Source organism: Caenimonas sp. SL110 (assembly GCF_001044395.1).
Lineage (GTDB): Bacteria > Pseudomonadota > Gammaproteobacteria > Burkholderiales > Burkholderiaceae_C > Ramlibacter.
In genome coordinates, this window is the sequence record NZ_JANU01000004.1 from 111,060 (window position 1) to 130,382 (window position 19,323).

A 19,323-nucleotide genomic window follows, 5' to 3' on the forward strand; every position below is an offset into this window, starting at 1 on the left:
GGATTGCGGATCAAGTCCGCAATGACAGCCTTGGGGATGTCACGCGCTCCGGTCGCGCCACGCAATGACTGCCAACCTGAGCTGTTGCGACCCCTTAAACTGGCGGCATGCAGCTCGCAGCCGCTCAACTTAACAACCACCTGCAAAAGGGCCTGCGGTCCCTCTACACGCTGCACGGCGACGAGCCGTTGCTGCAGCAGGAGGCGGCCGACGCCATTCGCGCAGCCGCGCGCGCCCAGGGCTACACCGAGCGAACAGTTCACACCGTCGCGGGCGCGCATTTCAACTGGGGCGAAGTTCTGGCGGCCGGCGCGTCGCTCAGTCTGTTCGCCGACCGGCAAATCGTGGAAGTGCGCATTCCTTCAGGCAAGCCCGGCAAGGAAGGCAGTCCCGCGCTGCAGCAACTGGCCGAAAGCGCCGACGGCAACGACAGCACGCTCACGCTGGTGCTGCTGCCCAAGCTCGACGGCATGACGAAAAAAGGCGCGTGGTTCGGCGCGCTCGACAGCCACGGCGTCACCATCGAATTGCCGCCGGTTGAGCGTGCGGCCTTGCCACAATGGATCGCGCAGCGCCTGTCGATGCAAGGGCAACGCGTCGCAGCCGGTGACGAGGGCCAGCGCACCTTGCAGTTCTTCGCCGATCGCGTCGAGGGCAACCTGCTCGCTGCCCACCAGGAAATCCAGAAACTGGGGCTGCTCTATCCGCAAGGTGAACTCGGTTTTGAACAGGTCGAAAGCGCAGTGCTCAACGTTGCGAGATATGACGTGTTCAAGCTGTCCGAGGCCGTGCTCGGCGGTCAGGTCGGCCGGGTGCAGCGCATGCTCGACGGACTCAAGGCTGAAGGCGAGACGCCCATCCTGGTTCACTACACCTTGTCAGAAGATATTCGTGCGCTCAAGCGCGTGAAAGACGCGATGGCCGCGGGCCGCCCGCTGCCGATGGCGCTGCGTGAGCAACGTGTCTGGGGCATTAAAGAGCGCCTGTTCGAACGGGTGCTGCCGCGCCTGACCAACACCGCCGTTGACAACCTGCTGCACTCCGCGCACCTGGTCGATGGCATCGTGAAGGGCCTGAAAGCGCCGGGCTGGCCGACCGATGGATGGCAGGCGCTGCACCGGCTTGCGTTTTCGCTCTGCATGGAATGCTCTGCTATCTCACCCTCCCACAGAGGGGGAGGGATAATACCGGCGTGAATGCGTTGAACATCTCCGAATACACCCAATCGCTCGGCCTGCAAGCCCGCCAGGCCTCGGCTGCCATGGCGCGCGCCGATTCCGCGACCAAGAACAAGGCGCTGCTCGCCCTCGCGCGACTGCTGCGCGCCAACGTCGAGCCGCTACAGATCGACAACGCCAAAGACATCGAACGCGCAACGGCCGCCGGCCTCTCGGCGCCGATGGTCGATCGCCTGAAGCTCACGCCGAAAGTAATCGACACCATCGCGCAGGGCTGTGAACAGTTGGCCGCGATGCCCGACGTGATCGGCGAAATCATCGGCATGAAGCAGCAGCCCAGCGGCATCCGCGTCGGCCAGATGCGCGTGCCGATCGGCGTGTTCGGCATGATCTACGAGAGCCGCCCCAATGTGACCATCGAGGCCGCGAGCCTGTCGATCAAGAGCGGCAATGCCTGCATCCTGCGCGGCGGCTCGGAGGCCATCGACTCCAACAAGGCGCTTGCGCGGCTGGTGCAGCAGGCCCTCGTCGAAGCGGGTCTGCCCGCCGAAGCCGTGCAGCTCGTGCAGACCACCGACCGGGACGCTGTGGGCCAGCTCATTGCCATGCCGCAATACGTGGATGTGATCATCCCGCGCGGTGGCAAGGGCCTGATCGAACGCATCAGCCGCGAGGCGAAGGTGCCGGTGATCAAGCACCTGGACGGCAACTGCCATGTGTATGTCGATGATCCATGCGACATCGATATGGCCGTGCGGGTTGCAGACAATGCCAAGACGCAGAAGTACAGCCCATGCAATGCGATTGAAGGCTTGCTGGTCGCGCGTTCAGTCGCTGAAGAGTTCTTGCCAAAGATCGGTGCCGTGTTCGCAGCCAAGGGCGTCGAGATGCGTTGCGACGCAGCGGCCAAGACGATCCTCCACCCCACCGTTCGCCCTGAGCTTGTCGAAGGGCTCCTCAAGGACGCCACCGAACAGGACTGGTTCGAGGAATACCTCGCCCCCATCATCAGCATCAAGGTCGTCGAAGGGCTGGACGAAGCCGTCGCCCACATCAACCACTACTCCAGCCACCACACCGACGCGATCATCACGCGCGACCACATGCATGCGCAGCGGTTCCTGCGCGAAGTGGATTCGGCCAGCGTGATGGTCAACACCAGCCCGCGTTTTGCCGATGGATTCGAGTTCGGCCTGGGTGCTGAAATCGGCATCAGCACAGACAAGTTCCACGCACGTGGTCCAGTCGGCATCGAAGGCCTCACCTCGCTGAAATACGTGGTGCTCGGCCAGGGCGAAATCCGCACGTGAAAGACTTCTGGCGCAGCTGCGGTTATCGCCTGCTTGAACGCACGGCAGCAGGCAACCTGATCGTCACCGACGAATTCATCCGTCACCTGTTGCACAGCCCCGAGATGACACCGATTGCGGAATCGGGACCTGCCGAGCTCGCGCTGCATGAGGCATTGCTGGCGCAGCCGCGCATGGCAGTCAGTGCGGCCCAATTGGCTGCGATCGAAGACGAAGATGCACGCAGCAATTACGAAATCTGGCTGCGATTTCGCGCCCGTTTGATGGCGCATGAAACGCTGGACGCCAGCTACCGCGCGCTGTTCGAAGGCGATGGGGTCGATGTGCCGCCGGTCTTTGTGCAGCAGCTCACGCAGATCATGCTGCGGCATGTGATCGGCGACGACGCCACGGTGTTTGAAGCGCGCGCAGCCGAGATGCTGTTTCGCGCACAGCGCATTGCCATCCAGGACGACGGCCAGGTGATGGCCGCTGATGACGAAACGGTGGAGCGCCACGCGATTGCCGCGAACTTCGGCACCCTGGGCGAACTGCTCAAGCAAGGCGGAGCCACGCTACGCACTGCAGAACTCGACGTGCTGACCGATGCGCGTGCCGACGACTACTGGCAGCGCGACGAGAGCCACGACATGGTGCTCGCGCTCACGCATGGCGAGCCGGGGCTCCAGGCGCTGTGCAACGTGCTGCAAGCGTGGGTGAGTCACTTCATCGGCAGCCCTGTGCGCGTGACCGTCGAGCGCGACATCGACGATGCCAACTGGGTCTGGCACGTAGGCCTGGACGCGCAGGCCAGCAGCGTGCTCAACGACCTGTTCCAGGGGCATGAAGTTGACAACGAACGCATGGCCCGCATGCTCTGCCTGTTCGCCCTGCACTTCGATGAGCCGTCGATCGTCCAGCCCGTGATGGAAGGCAAGCCCGTGTACCTGGCAATGGCGATGGACGACCAGAAACGGCTGAAGCTGAAGCCGCAGAATTTGCTGTTGAATTTGCCGCTGGCGGTGGCGAGCTAGCTGCACTGCGCCGGTCAGTTTGCATTTACTCCCTCTCCCTCTGGGAGAGGGTTGGGGTGAGGGCAGACGGCGGTGGAAGACTGTGCTGGCCTCAATTGGGGAAGGAAGCCCGACTCCTGCCGGATTAATCAAGGCTCAGAAAAATCCTGACTCCAGTCGAGCAGAGGCCCAAGCATCACTTGGTCGGCGCATCGTAGGAGCGGTTCAAACTGAGTGTGTTGACTTTCGCACCTTGAAATCAGCCGTGCAACCAGAGGAATGGTGTCGCCTTCCATCTCGTAATGACACGTCAAAAAGATCAGCGCCCGCATACTCATCGGACTCATTTGCGCGTAGCTCTTGGACTCCGCCAGCTCCTTCGCGAGCGCTAGCTTATGGGGCAACCGTTGTGGCGGCAAAGGCGGGGGTGGGCGGCCCCATCGCTCACGCTCTAGTTTCTGCAGAAAAAGGTCTTCACCGATGTTCGCCGAGAGTAGACAAGCTGACGCCTTCATCAGCTCCTCCCGTGTGAAGGTTTGGGCTGGACACGCAGAGTGGAGGAAAACCACCAACAGTGTGGCCAGAAATAAAGATCTTCTGTTCATCGGTTTCTATTCAACATGCGAAACGGCGTGCCGACCTCAGGTCTACCGATGCGGGCGTTTGACGACTGCGTGGCCGTGACCGCTTGAGCCGGGTGGTATCACCAGCAATACTTCTGCACCGCACCGGATTCCTCGCGTGCCGTCCTCAATCTTTCGAGGTTTGCAGGCGTCTGCACAAAATCCCGCTCTTTCTCGACTGACTCCCGAATGCTCGCGACAGCACGAAGGAGATTGGCCTGGCGATCACCAGATAGAGCGGGAAAGGACTCGACAAAAAGTGTCTGATAGGGGTGTGCCTCGACCCAGTCTGCTGCGGCACGTCGTGCGGCAGCCTGCTTCTGGAGATCGCAAAAGGCGTAGCCGTTGATGAAGTAGCCAGCGGTCCCGGCGAAGCCAGCAACTGCATGGCGAGACTGCGCGAGCAAAGGGTGCGAAACATTCAGCACGGCCGCCACCGTTGCATACCGGTCCTTCGCCGCGTAAAACCAGAACACAGCATCATCTCGCAATCCAACGTCGTAAAGACGGATAGCCAGAACCATCATCGTCATCGGTGTTATCCACTCCGGCTGAGACATGATTTCGTCTCTGACCTGCGCGATCGTTGCGGGATCTGTTGATGCGAGTCGGGTATCAAATTTTGCTGCCACCGCAACCTGTGGTGGGTCGCCTTCGGAGGCACCAGACACGTAGTACGGTTGAACATAAATGCCAACGTGTCGAATAGGTTGACCAGAAACAGCATGGGCGAATACGAGCAACCCAAAAAATGTGAGCAAGCGCGTAAGCGATGTCGTGAGAAAAAGGTAACGGGTTACGGCTGGAATGGCAATGGTCATTGCTTGTGCTCGTGTAGACGGTGCCGAATGGACCTGCCGTCCGGGTTCCGATCGTTAAGGGTTTTTCCAGTCGACGTAACCGATACGACCGGGCAAAGAAGTAAGACGCATGCTTTCTTCATGAAGCTTTCACCAGAAATGGATGAATTCAATTGAACGTTGCAACCGTGGCCGCATAGGTGCAACCGAAACACGTGACTCGCGGCGTGCATCCGTGTGGCGAGCATGGTAGAGCGCAACCACTGGTTGATCGGCAGACTTTCACCAGCCAAAGGTATAGCGCAGTCCCGCAGCGGCGATCGTGGATGTCGCTCGTTATCGTTCGGCGAAGGGCGCATGTACACCGCGCCCTGCCAGCAACTCGAACACCTTGCTGCGGGCTGCTTGTCGAGCGGGGTCATTCATAGTGACCGTCGTCGAGACCAGGCGGCCACACCGCACCAGATCTTTCGTCAAGCCGCTTATGAGCAGATCCACCGTCATGTCAAACCGCCCGGCGCCGACGGTGGACAAGCATGTCTCCCCAAGATTCGGATCAGCGCCGAATTTCAAGAGCAATCGCACGTTGATCTCGTACTGGGAGGCAATTGCGTTCATCAAGGGAGTTTCCTGAATGGTATTGAGCACATTCGGATTCCCCCTATGTTGCAAAAAGAGTTCCAGCAGATCCGGGCGATTGCTCCCGGAGGTAAGGAACAAGGGAGACTTTCCGTTGTGGAGCGGCGCATTCGGGTCGGCACCGCGCGCCAGCAAATGCTGCACCGTGGCCACTGAAATGCCAACCTTGAGCAAGCTCCAGTGCAGCGGGGTTTGACCTGCTTCGCCAACAGTATTGATCTTTGCGCCACGCTGAATAGCGAGGTCGATGGCCGGCATGTCTTCCTGCTCGATGGCCCGAACGAGGGCTACTGCCTGGGGATCCTTGAAAGTTTGCGCGGCGTCCATTCCTCCAGCGCGCAAACCTGCTTGGACAACTGGCGAGCTCATGCTTAACGCCGCACCCACCAAGAGAATCCCACAACAGGATGGCGACGCGTAGCGCATAAAGATGCGACCACGAGATATGGGCAACGTGCGCCGTCGAAGCTCGTGCATCTGTGGGTTCAATCTACTTTTGTAGTGGGGGTGGTGGGCCTGCTTGCGGCACCACACCCATCTGCCGCAGCTTCTCCAGAATCAGCAGCCGCTTGGGCTCCAACTCTGGAATTGCCGGCAGTTTGGGAGTTGGTGCGTGGCTGTTTAGCACCCACGCTAGTAGCGGCAAATTGCGGTTGAATCCGTTTTCCAGCGCGTATAGGACGATGTCGTACTGCCGGCGGCTCGCTGAGGTCAACACCATTGGATAGCCGATCTTATTGGCTGTATTGATATCAGCCCCTGCTTGCACCAGCAGCTTCACATATGAAAGTGTCGAGGCTGCCTGAGGCAAGGGTGCATAGTACGCATCGTCTGGGAGTGGCGCGCTAGGGTCACCTTTGAATTCCAGGAGAACTTTCAATAGCTCGGGTTGTTCAGGGTTCAGCCCAGCCGCGAGCCACACAGGGTGCAAATCCTTTCTGGGGCCGATGCGCTGATTGGGGTCGGCGCCTGCTTCGAGCAATGCCCTCATGCCGGTTTCGCTGCGACCCGAGAAGGCCCACATCAGCGGCGTCATATTTTGCTGGCCGGTCGCGTTGACATTGGCACCTTCAGCGACCGAGCGACGGACCTCGGCTACTTTGCCTTCTGCGGCAGCGCGGGCCAGCCTCGCCTCTTTCGTGTCACCAAAATACTCGGTGACAGTTTGCCCCACTACCTTGAGTTCGTTCATCTGGCAGCCCCCGGTGAGTGGAATGCACAGCCATACAAGAAGGCACAAGGTGCCGTGCCAAATCGTGCGCCGCCAGTGGCTGTCTCGGGTGCTCGCAGGGACTGACACTGGTCTTGATGGCGCGTGGAATGTGAAAGTGGGCGGCAATTGGAATCTCCTGAGCAATTGGTGGGCGTGTTCATGGTTTGCCCTTCAGCATCGGCTGCATCACGCTGTTTAGCACATAGGTCATGCTGTGCAGGGCCAAGGCGGTGGTCGGCAGCCGGGATGTAAATGTTGCGCCTGGCGTCCAAGTATTTGAGCGATAGTTATAGGTAGGCTGCTCCACCGCATTCATGGCTAATTGCATGCCTGCAGCCCGAGGTAGTTTGGACAGCCATGCGTAAGCTGCCGCTCCTGACATTGGTGACCCCAATGTCCCGAGCAGGGTGGACCCCAACGCAGGGCCATCGAGTTGCAGCGTGTTGAGAAGCTCGCCTCTCACGTAATGTGCTTGCACTAGCTCGGGGTTGCTCATCATGCGTTGCAGCCCGGCAACCCCGAGTGTCTGCGGATTCAGCCCTGCGGCGTTGAAGGTGACACCGCGAATACCAGTGTTGAACGCTTGCGCCGCTGCCAAGCCTCCACCGAGCGAGTGTCCCGTGAAAGTGACTCGGTTACCGATGGCGCTCTGCAAAATGAAGTCGGCATTGTCGAGTGCTTGAGCATATTGCCTTGACTGCCCAACAGCAATTTGCAAGAAGTTGTGGCTCCAGTCTTTTCTTTCATCTGTACCTCGATTTGCGTAGATATAGCTTCCATCGTTTTGGTTGTGGTAGAGCGCTGCGAAATAGCCTGTTCTCGGGTCGACCAATGCCTCTGGGGTCAAATTAGCCCGCGCCAGCTCAATGGCAGATGTGACGCGCTCTATGCCGTTGGGTAAAAGTTCATTGATTTGATTTTTGAAATAAACATCACGATTCACCAGCGCAAGAACTCCTAGTCGGTGCTGACGCTCCAGAGTGGCGATCTGCGGATTATTCGGCTCGACGATTCGCATCTCTGCGATGGTCGTTCCCACCACATCCAGGCGCTGCCGATGGGCCACATCTTTGGCGATGAACCAGGCGTCTTCAACAGTTCGGCCCGGCATGGCCAGCACATGGGCGTACGCCCGTGCCTGCTCAGTGTCGGACGGCGGCGTCCGGAATTGCTGCGTTAACGCCGTTGTACTTCCACGGCCGAAGTTCACAGGCTCAGAAGGATCTGCATAAATCTCCCTGAACTGTTGTGCGTATCTCTGTGCAGTTTGCTCGGCCGCGCCGGCTGCAACCAGCCTGTGGAAGGCGGCTGTCTCACCGACGATGTCATCTTGCACATCCCCGCCGTTGCGATAGTTGGCGTCCGACCAGGGGCCTTGCCCTTGAAGCTCTTCCACCGCAGCACCCCTCACCGCATTCCCAAACGCATCCACCACCACCTGCGCAACCTGCACCTTCCCCCCTCGCAACACCGCCGCCGTCCCACTCGCGGCCAATCGCGTCGCCACGTCGGCGGCGAAATTACCTCCCGCGCTTCCACCCCACGCCTTCCCCAACGCGTTGCCAACGACGTTGCCCACTGCCGCGCCTCCGGCAGTCGCGACGATGCCCTTCCAGCTGATCGTCTTCTGCCAGCCAACCGCAGTGGCCACTCCCTGCGTGATCGTGCTGGCCATCGCGGCGCGCGCCGCTGCAGGGCCCCAACCGGTCCCAGCCAGCCAGCTGTTCGCGGGCAGCAGGTTCGCCATGCCCATCGAGACCCCGGCCGTCAATCCCGCCATCGCCACCTGCTTGAGGTCGTAGAACTCCTGCACCCCTGCTGCAATCCCCACCGTCTGGCTTGCCAGCGAGCCCAGGATCGCACCGGCCATGCCCGGCAGCATCACGCTCATGGCAATCGCCACCACGATCATCAGCAGTTCACCGAACACGTTCTTGTCGGCCGGCTTGGGCGGCATATACGGCGTCGTATCCCCCACCATCCGGCTTGGGTCATACGGCTGGAAATCCGCTGCGCCGTTGTGCGCGCCGCCCACGAGGTTCGGCAGGTTCAGCGTGAGCCCGACCCGCAGATCGCTATCGCCCTGTATCCCATTCGCATCGGCGATCTGGAACCAGCGCCTGCTGTCGCCATAGGCCTGCTGCGCAATGCTTCGCAAGGTGTCGCCGCTTCGCACCACATACGCTCCAGGCGCTGCCAGCGGATAGGTCGGCGTGATCGAGCGGTAGCCCAGCTGGAATTCGGCGATGTTGTTGTCATAGACGACTTCGCCCGTGGCCGACCTTGGCGTCGCGCTGTCCACGCCCGAGCCGTACTGGCCCAGCACTTCGCCGTTCACGATCAATTGCCGCATCAGCTTGGTGCCGTGCATCGTCGCGAGCACTTGCCCGTTGTTGTCGTTGATGTAGGTCCGGTCCACCTGACCCGGTTGCGTCACGCTGCGCAGGTGTCCGTTCGCGTCGTAGTTGCTGGTGCTCGTGCCCGGCTCGAACGCGGTGCTGGTGCCGCTCACGCTCGCCTCGCGGTAGCCGTCCAGTGCGCGCATCACGACGCCGTAGTTGTTGGTGGCGCTGTTGAGCACGCGATAGGCGGTGAGGTTGCCCGCGCCGTCGAACGTGTCGCTGATCTGGCGGTAGTCGATGCCGCCGCCGTTGTGCTTGACGACCTGCACCACCTGCTGGCCGTCGGCGTTGTAGCAGGTCTCGCGGCGGCGCGAACCATTGCCGCTGATGGCGTTGCCGTTCGCGTCCCTGCCGTACAACTCTTTCAGATAGTTCGCGGGTAACCAGTCCGCGCCGCCGGTCTGCGTCACGCGGCTGGCCATGTCGTACTTGCGCGCGTCGATCTGCGGATCAGGCTCGCCATCGACTTGCCCGAACAGGTGACCGTCGCTGCGCTGGATGGAAGTCAGGCGATTGAGCGCATCGTATTGGTAGGTTTCGGTGAGCTGGCCCAGCGCGGTGCTCGCCTTGTAGTCGAACTGCTCCGGGTCGCCGTTCTTGTAGACCTTGTTGACGATCCTGCCGTAGAAGGTGTCGGTGGTGCGATTGCCGTTCAGGTCGTACGCGAGCTTGTGTCCCTGGTTGGCATTGATGTTTCCCGCCGCGTCGATGGCGTCCACCACCGTCTGGCGGTTCATCTTGTCGTACTGGAAGTAGCGATTGGTGTCGTTGGGTGTTTCGGTCAGGCCGTCGGTGTTGATGACGTGCGTGAACACACTCACCCTGTTGCCCGCCAGGTCGTAGTTCATGAGCACCTGCGAGTGCGTGTCGCCCACCCAGCGCAGGTTGCCGATGCTGTCGTAGCCCATGTGGTTGTTCTGGTAGACGACGCCGGCTTGCAGCACTTCCTCTGCGATCTTGTTGCCAGCCCAGTCCAGCGCGTAGGTCGTGGTCTTGGCGAGCGCCGCGTCCTGCACCTGGTTCAACTGCCCCGCCTGGTCGTATCCGTACGTGAGGTTCTGCCCGCGCGTGTTGGTGACCGAGCGCAACTGTTTCGCTGCGTCGTACTTGTAGGTGTAGACGGCAGCGCCGATGTCGGTGCGTGTGGTGACACGGCCGAAGTAGTCGTAGCTCCATTTGGCGGTGAGGTTGTTGCCGTCGGTCTCGGCGATCTTGCGGTCCTGCGTGTCGAACGCGTTGGTCTCGCGTACCGCGCCGCTGTTTTGTGTGGTGCGGATCACGTTGCCGCGCAGGTCGTATTGATACCGCGTCTTCTCGCCTGCGCCATTGGTCTGGCTCAGCATCCGGCCCGCCGCATCCCACTCCATCGTCTCGGTGATGCTCGCTGTTGTCGAGGCAGTCAGCGTGACGCTGTCTCCCGAGCGGCCCGCGGTGTACACCTCGAACATCGCGGGCTCTGCGCCGATCGCCCGTGCCCAGTGCGTGACAGAGGTTTTGAGGCCGACCTTGTTGTACGCAAAGGTCGTGCGGTTGGCCATCGCGTCTATGGTTTCCTTTCGTTCACCGAACGCGTTGTAGCGATGCACGATGCGCCCGCCGTCGGCGTGGATTTCTTCGGCCAGGTTGCCCTGCGCGTCGAAGCGCTGGCGGTTGATGTTGCCGTTGCCGTCCTGCATGCCGACCTGTCGGCCCATCTTGTCGTAGTGGATGTGGCGTGTGGCGATGCTCACGTACAGGCCGCCTGCGCCCTCGATCGGCTGGTACTGCCGGATCATCTGGTTGCTTGCGTTGTAGTCGTACTTCGTCACCCATGCTGTGTTGCGCACGTCCGAGATGCTGGTGACATTGCCCCATCGGTCCACGCTCTGGTTGACGACGGGGCGCAGCTTCTGCGATGTGCCGTCGTACCCCTGCGCAGTCACGTTCGCAAGGCTTCCCGTGTACAGCGTGGTCTGCGTGCCGTTGGCCATCTTGCCCAGCACGCGAAACTGTGTCGCCGCCACATCGAAGCCGCGCAGGTCGAGCTGGTACTTGTCCCCGAAGTCGGCCCACAGTCCGTTGGTGGCGGGCATCGCTTCCCACGCGCTGGTCGATGAGCGCTTGATCTCAATCGACTGGCTGATGACGCCCGCGACCCGCTCTACCTCGATGACGTGGCTGGCTGTCGGCGCGGTTGGGCCGCTCTGGTTGCTTACCTCCACCCACACGCCAAAGTTGCTCTTCTTGTAGACCGTCACTCGCGTGATGCGGGCGACGCCGCCTTCTGCGGTGTTGTCCAGCGGGATGGCGATGACCGCGCCGGTGCTGCCTGCCTCTGACGTGAGGATGGACATGGCGCTGCGCGTGGCTGTGCTTTCGGAGATGCTGCCATCGGCGTTGGCGACCCTGGCGCGGTATTCGACGACTGCCTTTACTTCACCCGCGCCCAGGTTCGCGAGCGCACTCCATGCGAGCGTGACCGAGCCCGCGCTCCAGCCCGAGAAGCTGTTGTATGCCCCGCCTGCGGTCACGGTGGCTGTGACGTTCGCGCTTCGCACCGCGACGTCGCTGTAGGTTTCGGCGCGTTGGGCCAGCGTCTGCTGCTTGACGCGACCCAGCGCGTCGTACTTCATGTCGATGCGGCGCAGCGCGGTGCTCGACGCGGCACTGCTGATGGTGGCCAGCGTGTAGGCGGTCTTGAGGTCGGAGTTGTCGTAGGCGTAGCCCGCGCTCGACAGTTCTGCCGTGCGGTTGCCCAGGCGGTCGTACAGAAAGATCTTGTCGATGCCGCCTTCATTGCTTCGCCAGAGCCGCCCGGCGCGGTCGTAGTCGAAGTACTCCTGTGTGCCTCCGGCCACGCCCTTCGCAACCGTTTCGCCGAACGCGTTGTATTTGAAGTCCGTCGTGGCGACGGTGGTAATGCTCGACTGGCTCACGATGGTCGCCTTGCCGTCCACCAGTTGGGTGTTCGACAGCGGAGCGCTCACCTTGATGAGCCGACCCAGCGCGTCGTACTGGTACGCGCGAAAGATGAGACCCGAACTTGCCGTTGTGCCCACCGTGGTCGCCACGGCCTGCCACTCCTTGGCGACGCGGCCATGCGCATCGAATGATGCGTAGCGGTGATTGCCCTGTGCGTCCTGGGTGTGCGTCGCATGGCCGGCTGCATCCAGATAGGTGAACGTGGTGCGGTCATTGGCCGTGTCCACGTTGGCGACCGGCTGCGCGCCTGCGATGGACGAAGCGCCCCGGGCGTGCTCGGTCTGCATGACGACATTGCCGAATGCGTCGCGGCTGTAGACCGTCAATGGTGTGAGAGCGGTCGATCCGTCTTCGCCTGCTCGCGCGGGCTGCGCGATGGCGGTCACGCGTCCGAGCGCGTCGTACCAGGTGTACGTGATGCCGTTGTCTGCGGCGACTTGCTGCACCAGGTTGCCAAGTGCGTCGTATTCGTAGCGGGTCGTGACGTCGCCCACGCCCGGAGCAAACGTGTCCGGGTCGGTGTACTCCACAGCCTTGCGCGTTTCACTCTTCTTGCGATTGAGCTTGTCGTAGGTGTAGGTGGTGCCGCGGTCTGCGGTGTCGATCACGGCAGCGGGCTGGCTGGTCGCGGTCGCACCGGAGACGGCCCGTGCGTATTCGGTCTGTTCCTGCAGGTTGCCGACCGCGTCATAGCTGTACCGGGTCAGGAAGCCGCCCGCATTCACGCTGGCTTTGAGCCGACCGGCCGCGTCGTAGTAGCTGAATTCGCTCACCACGCCTGTCGATATGTTCTTCGCGCGCGCGACCTGCACCGTTTCGCCGAACGCGTTGTAGGTGGTCGTTGTGAGTCTGGATGTGTTGTAGTACTGCGCCGCTTCCGAGTCCCAGATGTAGGCCGCCTCTTCAGTCAGGGTGCTGACGCGGCCCATGTTGTCGTAGCGGGTGGAGAGCGTGCGGTCGTTGGCCGCGTCGGTCACCAGCCGCGCTTCAAGCTGGGCCTGCGTGATGCTGGTGGCTGTGCCGAACGAAGTGATGGCCGTCGCAAGGCGCTTGAGCGAGGTGGCTTCGCCGAATGCGTTGTAGACGCGCTGGGTGACGTAGCTCATCGCGTCGACGTCGTAGACCTCACTGCCTGCCGCGTCATAGACCTTGTAGGCCATCTTGCCAGCGACGTCCTTGTTGGCGACCGCGTTGCCCAGCGCGTCGTACCAGGTCTCGCTGACAAGGGACGTGAGCGCGAGTTCAGAGCGCGTGACGGTCTGCCCCTGTCCGTTGGTGGCGAGTGCAGCGTCGCTCTCTTGCGCATACACCGCGACCGGTGCAAAGCGTGTGCGCACCTGCCGGCCCGCCGCGTCGTATTCGTAGCGCGTCACGCGCTCTTCTGTCCGTCCGGCGGCCTCCTTGCGCGCGAACAGGTTGCCCAGCGCGTCGTATTCGAATGTCGTGCGCAAGACCGTCGGCGTCGGGCTGACAAAGCTGGTTTCGCTCAGCACGGCGACATCGACTGAGGGCGATCTTTCCTCGGTCATGCGTCCCGACGCGTCGTAGTCGTAGCTCCAGGTCGCGCCCTTGGCGTTGCTGAAGCTCTTGCGATTGCCCACGCCGTCGTACTCGTAGCTCTCCACCTGGCCGAGTGCATCGGTGGTGGTCTTGAGGCGGTTGGCGTTGTCGTAGCTGTAGCTGGTGGCGCGCTGTGCCAGCGGCGTGGGTATCTTCGACTTGAGTGCTGCCGGCAACGGTGTCGTGCCGATCGTGCCGTAGTCGGTGATCGGGTTCTCGTAGCGGATGGAAGTGCGCACGTTGCCCACGCCGTCATAGACAGTCTCTGTGGCAGCGCCTGTGCCGTCCACTGCCATCACGAGCCGGTTGGCCCCGTCCCAGGCCATGCGCGCGATGCGGTCGTTGGCCGCGTCTGCTGAGACGGTGATGGCGGTGAGCGTCACGCCTGCGCCGGTGGGCGTTGCCGTCTTGTTGCGCTGGATGCGCTGGGTGATGTTTCCGTTCGCGTCCAGGATGTTTTGCACGACCGCGCCTGCCGCATTCATGGTGTGCGTGAGGCGATTGGCCTTGTCATAGACGTAGTTGGTCAAGCGGTCCATGCCTGCGGTTGCGATCACCAGGGCGGGCGATGCGCCGGGTGCGATCCGCCTTGAATAGGCCGCTTGCTGGATCACATTGCCGTTGCGGTCATAGATGCGTCGCGTCACTGCTCCAGTGCCATCGGCGCTGTGGGTTGGGCGATTCGCACCGTCGTAGACGTTCATCACCTTCTGGTCGCTGGTGCTGGTTGTGGGCAGCACGGCGGTGGTGCCGGTGAACGACGACGGTGCAATCGTCGTCGCATACGCCAGCCGCTCGGTGACGTTCCCGGCCTTGTCGTACTTGAATGTGACGACCGCGCCCGTGCCGTCGATGCTGTAGGTCACCCGATTGAAACTGTCGTAGAGCTTGCGTTCGCGTAGGTCCCTCGCATCGTCGGACACCAGGTTGACTGGGCAGCCGGGCGTCCAGCCGACCAGCGCATTGGCATAGGCGCGGCGCTCCACCACGTTGCCGTTGCCGTCATACACATATCGCACCACTTCGCCCGCACCGGTCGCTGTGGCGGTGAGACGGCCGTCGTTGTCATGGACGCGGTAGAGCGTCTGGTCGTCAGGGTCGGCGACGAGCTTGCCTGCCAGCTGCAGCGCAGTGGTCGTCGCCCCGACTCCCGTGACCGGGCGCGCGTAGCGGATGGTTTTGGTCAATCGACCTGCTGCGTCGTACTCGCTCGCCTGCACATTGCCCGCGCCGTCGATCGTGTAGATGGGGCGGTTGTTGGCGTCGTCGATGCGGTAACTGGTGACGTTGTTCGCGTCCGTCACGCTCACCACGTTGTCATTGGCGTCGTAGCTGTAGCGGGTGGTGAGGTTGAGCTTGCCTTGCGCCGTGCCCGCATCGACCGTCTGCGCGATCCGGCGTCCGAGCTTGTCGAAAACATAGTCGGTCCTGCTGCCCATCGGGTCTGTTACCGACACCACGTTGCCCTGCGGGTCGTAGGCGTATTGGGTTTTCAGGGCCAGGCCGCCTGCGGCCGCGTCCACCGTCATCGACTGCAACTGGCCGTCCTTGTTGTAGGCGTATTGGGTCAGAGCCCCGTTCGGTTCGGTGACACTGATCTGGCGGCCCTGTGCATCGGCTGTATAGCTGGTGGCCAATGCAAGGCCACCAGCGCCCGCATCGACCGTGCGCGTCCATTTGCGGTTCGCGTCGTCGTAGGTGATGGTGACGATCTTCGCGTTGCCATCGGTCTCGGTGAGCAGGCGCCCGGCACGGTCGTAGGTTCGCGAAGTGGTGACGCCGTCACGCGTCGTTGCTTCCAGACGGCCGTCCATGTCGTAGGCATAGGTCGTGGTGATGCCGCGCGCATCGCGCACGCTCGCCGCCTGTCCATGGCGGTCCTGCGTCGTGACCAGTTGCAAGCCCTCGGGTGTTGTCACCGTGATCGTCCGGCTGGCCGTGTCGTAGCTGTACCCCGTGATCTTTTGCAGCGCATCGGTCTGCGTCAGCACCCGGCCGAACGCGTCGTAGCTTGTTGACGTGTCCGCTTGCAGCGGGCCAGTGACACTCACCTGCCGGCCCAGCCTGTCGTAGCTCACGATGCTGGCGGCGTTGGTGCCATCGACTGCCCTGTCGATGCGACCGAACGCGTCGTAGCTGGTCTCGCGTTTGCGGTTCAGGCCAGACGCATCTTCTGTGGTCCTGGTGGCGAATCCGCGCCGGTCGCGCGTGGTGCTGACGACGCGCGTGCCTGCTGTGCCCAGCGGGTCGATCCGCTCTATTTCTTCGCCAAACGCATTGAGCGTGTAGTCGGTGATGCTGGCCGATGCATCCTGTTTTTTGTCGAGCCCACCGGCCTTGTCATAGGTGTAGTCGACTCGCCAATCCTTGCCAGAATCGCGGATCGATGCAATGGCGGTGGTGAGCGTGGTGTTGACGAGACCGCCTGCCTTGGCACCCGTGAGCAGCGCCAGATTGGCAGCGGAGATACCTGTCGCATAACGGATCCCGGCGGTCTTGTCGCCGAGCGCGTTGTACACGCTCTCCACGACTGCGCCCGTCGCGTTCACCGTGTGCGTGAGGCGTCCGTCTGCGTCGTAGAAGTAGAGCGTTCGCTGTCCGTTCGGGTCGGTCGTGCTCGTGCGACGGTCCGCATCGTCGTATGCGTGCACCCGGCTGTGTTGCAGTGCAATGGCCTGGGCCTGCGCCGGTGTTGCGGCCAGTTGCATCGCTGCATATCCCTCGCCTGTCAGTTCGCAGATCAGGCGGCCGCGCTCGTCGTATTGGTTGGCCAGCGTGGCTCTCGTTTCCTGCCAGGTGTTGACCGCGCGCAGCGTGAGCGTTCGATTGCCCATGCCGTCGTAGTCGTGCGTGGTGATCGTGCCCTGGTAGTCGATCTCTTTCTTGAGCTGGCCGACCTGGTTGTATTCGAAGAGCGTCTTGCGATCTTGCGTGCCTGCGACCGGCACCAGCGTCTGCACGGAGCTCGCAGGCGTGAACGGCGCCGTCACCTTGTTCTCGTATCGCATTTGCGCAAGCACGCGCCCGGCCATGTCGTAGGTGGTGCGGGTGAGGTAGCCCTGCGCATCGATCTCACCTTCGACGCGGCCGCTGCCATCGCGCAGCCAGGTGGTGAGCTGGTGCCCGGCGCCGTCATCTGCGCTGGCGATCAAGGTGGCCAGCTGACCTGTTGCACGGTCGCTCGCAAGCGTCTGGTTCGCGTAACGCGTTGTCTGCACCAGGAGCCCCGTGCCGTCGTAGGCGTGCGTCTGCAGATAGCCTTCTGCGTCCAGGCTGGCGATGAGCAGGCCGTCGTTGTCGTAGAAGTTGCGGGTGATGCGGTCATCCGCTGCATTGGCGACCGGTGCAATCGCACTGGCTGGCGGCGTGTTGCCCAGCGCCGTGGTGACGATGGTGCTGGCATACCGGCGCGTTGCCATCAGCTGCGACGCGCCGTCGTAGTCGTACTGCGTCACCGCTCCCTGTGCGTCCACCATTTTTGACAGCCGCCCGGCGCTGTCATAGGCGCGCCATTGGCTGCGGTCAGTGGTTGATGCCGCCGCCGGGCGCACGGTGGCGATGGACGCATTGAGCCAGTTGCCGCTCGCATCCACCAGTCTGGAAAGGACTGCGGCAGTGCTGTAGGTCAGGCTGCGAGTCAGTCGATCAGCCCTGTCGTAGAAGTATTCGGTGAAGCTGCCGTCGCCGTCGATGGTGGCCTGTTGCCTACCCTGCGCGTCGTACAGGATGAAGCTGCGCACACCGGTCTCGTCAGTGGTCATCACCAGCCGGTTGGCCGCGTCCCAGGTGTAGCGTTTCACACCCAGGGCCACGCCCTGCAAGCGGGTCGAGACGGTGATGAGGTTTCCGGCCCTGTCCCACGCGCTGGTGGTGCTAAGGCCGTTGGCCTGGGTCACCGATGTAGTCGCGCCCGCGTCGTCGTAATCGGTGATGGTGCTGCGACCCAGCGCGTCGGTCGCTGTCTTCTGGCGGCCCAGTCCGTCGTAGCTGTAGCTGAATGCGACCCCGCTGCCATCGGTCACCGTCAGCAGTTGGCCCTGCGCGTTGTAGGTGTAGATCGCGGTGGCTTGCGTGGCGGCATCGCCTGTCGTGCCGTAGGTGGTTTCTTTCCACAGCTGCCCGCGCTCGTCGTAGCTTCTATCCGTGCGTGTGATGCCTGCGGCGGGTTGGGCCGCCGACCAGGCAAGCAAGGCCGGCTCCGTCATCGATCCTGCGTACGTCGCATCGAATGACTGTGTGCGCGTGCGCTCGCCGTATGCGTTGTACGTGTGCTGGGTGACGCGGCCCTGCGCTGTCACCACGAACGCCAGGCGTTGCGGTGCATCGGCCTTGTAGATATAGCGGGTGGTGGTGCCTGCGCCGGGCTGCGACGCGGCCTGGGCCTTGTCTGCATCGGCGGCGTGATAGACCGTCTCGCTTTCGAGCTGGTTGCCTGCGGTGTACGTGCGCGCTAGCGAATTGCCGCCGGTGTCCCACTGCTGGGTCAGGTTGCCGAATGCGTCGTAGCGATATTGCGCATACGAGCCGTCGCCGTGGGTGACTTTTGTGAGGTCGCCGGTCAACGTGTCGTATTCGAACGCGCGCTCCAGCAGGCCGCCCTTGTCGATCTGCTTCAACTGTCCGGCTGCGTCGTACCTGAAGACCGTGAGCGAGCCTGCCGCGTCGGTCACCGTCGTCTGGTTGGCAACGCTGTAGTCGTAGTTCGTGGTGCGGCCCAGGCCGTCGGTGATGGATGTGACCTTGGCGTAGCCGCTCGCATCCACCGCGCCGTAGCCAAACGCAAGCGTGCTGCCGTCGCCCTGCGTGATCATCAGGAGCCGCTGGCTGCTCGCATCGACGTAGTCGTAGTGCGTGACCCAGCTTTTGCTGTCGGTCGCGTCCGCTGGCGTGAGGTCCACCCGCACGTCGGACAGGCGACGGGCGCTGTCGTAGCTGTAGCTCGTGCGCGTCGTGAAGGTCGCGCTGCCCGACGCGCTGGCGGTGATTTCGCTGAGGTCTCCGCTGGCGTTGTACTTGTACGTGAGCACCTCGCCGTTGGCCGCGTTCATCGACTCCAGCCGGCCCTGCGCGTTGTATGCATAGGTCACGGCGTTCGAGTCCGCATCCAGCGTCTTGACCAGTCTGCCCGCCTGGTCGTAGCGCTCTACAAGGCCGGTTGACCCATCTCTCCAGACGAATTGGCTTAGCGCGCTGTCCCAGCCTACCGAGTCGTGCGCGCCGCCGCCCGCGGTCGTGATGTAGAGCGCTCGCGCCGCATCCCATGTGTAGGTCGCTTCGGCACCGTCGTGGTCCGCGCGGATGATCGTGCCCGGCCCTGCGTGCAGCGGCCCGACGATTCGCTGACGCGTGGAGCCCACGGCCCATGCGTCCTGAACCCCCGCATTGAACTTGCCGCGGCTGTTGTAGGTACGAACAACCGACAGGTCCGAGCCCCGGCTCGCAATAAATTCATCCTGGCCCTGCACGACCAGGTTGCCCGTCACGGCGTTGACATACACCCGCTCAGATATTTGTTCGCCGCGGCGACCCGCCGTCGGTGCGCCCTCGGAGCCGTTTTGCCCCAGCGTTGACAAGGACGTGAGCGACAGCCCCAGGCTGTTGCCGGCAACTATTGCAGCCATTCGTTTGCTTTCTTTGAGTTATAG

Annotated in this window: 7 protein-coding genes; 3 read left to right on the forward strand and 4 right to left on the reverse strand. The window is 62.5% G+C overall.

From position 1 onward, the window contains the following. Window positions 1-107 precede the first annotated feature (107 nt). The 3 genes from holA to AQ12_RS02950 are packed head-to-tail and all read left to right on the forward strand — an operon-like array spanning window position 108 to window position 3,501. On the forward strand, window positions 108-1,196 hold the full coding sequence (gene holA, locus AQ12_RS02940) for a DNA polymerase III subunit delta (RefSeq protein ID WP_048438356.1): 1,089 nt from the start codon (window positions 108-110) through the stop codon (window positions 1,194-1,196). Then, a complete protein-coding gene (locus AQ12_RS02945) occupies window positions 1,193-2,488 on the forward strand; it encodes a glutamate-5-semialdehyde dehydrogenase (RefSeq protein WP_048438357.1) in 1,296 nt (431 codons plus the stop codon). The genes holA and AQ12_RS02945 overlap by 4 nt, the downstream gene beginning before the upstream one ends. Continuing rightward, window positions 2,485-3,501, forward strand: coding sequence for a DUF6352 family protein (locus tag AQ12_RS02950; RefSeq protein WP_048438358.1), 1,017 nt, complete (start codon window positions 2,485-2,487; stop codon window positions 3,499-3,501). Before AQ12_RS02945 ends, AQ12_RS02950 begins: the two co-directional genes overlap by 4 nt. A 682-nt stretch (window positions 3,502-4,183) precedes the next feature. On the opposite strand, the gene AQ12_RS22620 is transcribed toward AQ12_RS02950, so the two are convergent. The 4 genes from AQ12_RS22620 to AQ12_RS02975 form a co-directional block, all read right to left on the reverse strand. Next, on the reverse strand, window positions 4,184-4,924 hold the full coding sequence (locus AQ12_RS22620) for a hypothetical protein (RefSeq protein WP_152682649.1): 741 nt from the start codon (window positions 4,922-4,924) through the stop codon (window positions 4,184-4,186). A 315-nt stretch (window positions 4,925-5,239) separates the two neighbouring features. Further along, on the reverse strand, window positions 5,240-5,911 hold the full coding sequence (locus tag AQ12_RS02965; RefSeq protein ID WP_193387952.1) for an ankyrin repeat domain-containing protein: 672 nt from the start codon (window positions 5,909-5,911) through the stop codon (window positions 5,240-5,242). 121 nt (window positions 5,912-6,032) lie between these two features. After that, window positions 6,033-6,734: an ankyrin repeat domain-containing protein gene (locus AQ12_RS02970; RefSeq protein WP_048438361.1), complete on the reverse strand. Its 702-nt coding sequence runs from the start codon at window positions 6,732-6,734 to the stop codon at window positions 6,033-6,035. Between the two features lie 178 nt (window positions 6,735-6,912). Continuing rightward, window positions 6,913-19,299: a LysM peptidoglycan-binding domain-containing protein gene (locus AQ12_RS02975; RefSeq protein WP_048438362.1), complete on the reverse strand. Its 12,387-nt coding sequence runs from the start codon at window positions 19,297-19,299 to the stop codon at window positions 6,913-6,915. Between the last annotated feature and the right edge of the window lie 24 nt (window positions 19,300-19,323).

Excerpts from the sequence above, each read along its gene's own strand:
- holA (WP_048438356.1), top strand. The coding sequence starts at position 108 with ATGCAGCTCGCAGCCGCTCAACTTAACAACCACCTGCAAAAGGGCCTG.
- AQ12_RS22620 (WP_152682649.1), bottom strand. The coding sequence starts at position 4,924 with ATGACCATTGCCATTCCAGCCGTAACCCGTTACCTTTTTCTCACGACA.
- AQ12_RS02965 (WP_193387952.1), bottom strand. The coding sequence starts at position 5,911 with ATGAGCTCGCCAGTTGTCCAAGCAGGTTTGCGCGCTGGAGGAATGGAC.
- AQ12_RS02970 (WP_048438361.1), bottom strand. The coding sequence starts at position 6,734 with ATGAACGAACTCAAGGTAGTGGGGCAAACTGTCACCGAGTATTTTGGT.
- AQ12_RS02975 (WP_048438362.1), bottom strand. The coding sequence starts at position 19,299 with ATGGCTGCAATAGTTGCCGGCAACAGCCTGGGGCTGTCGCTCACGTCC.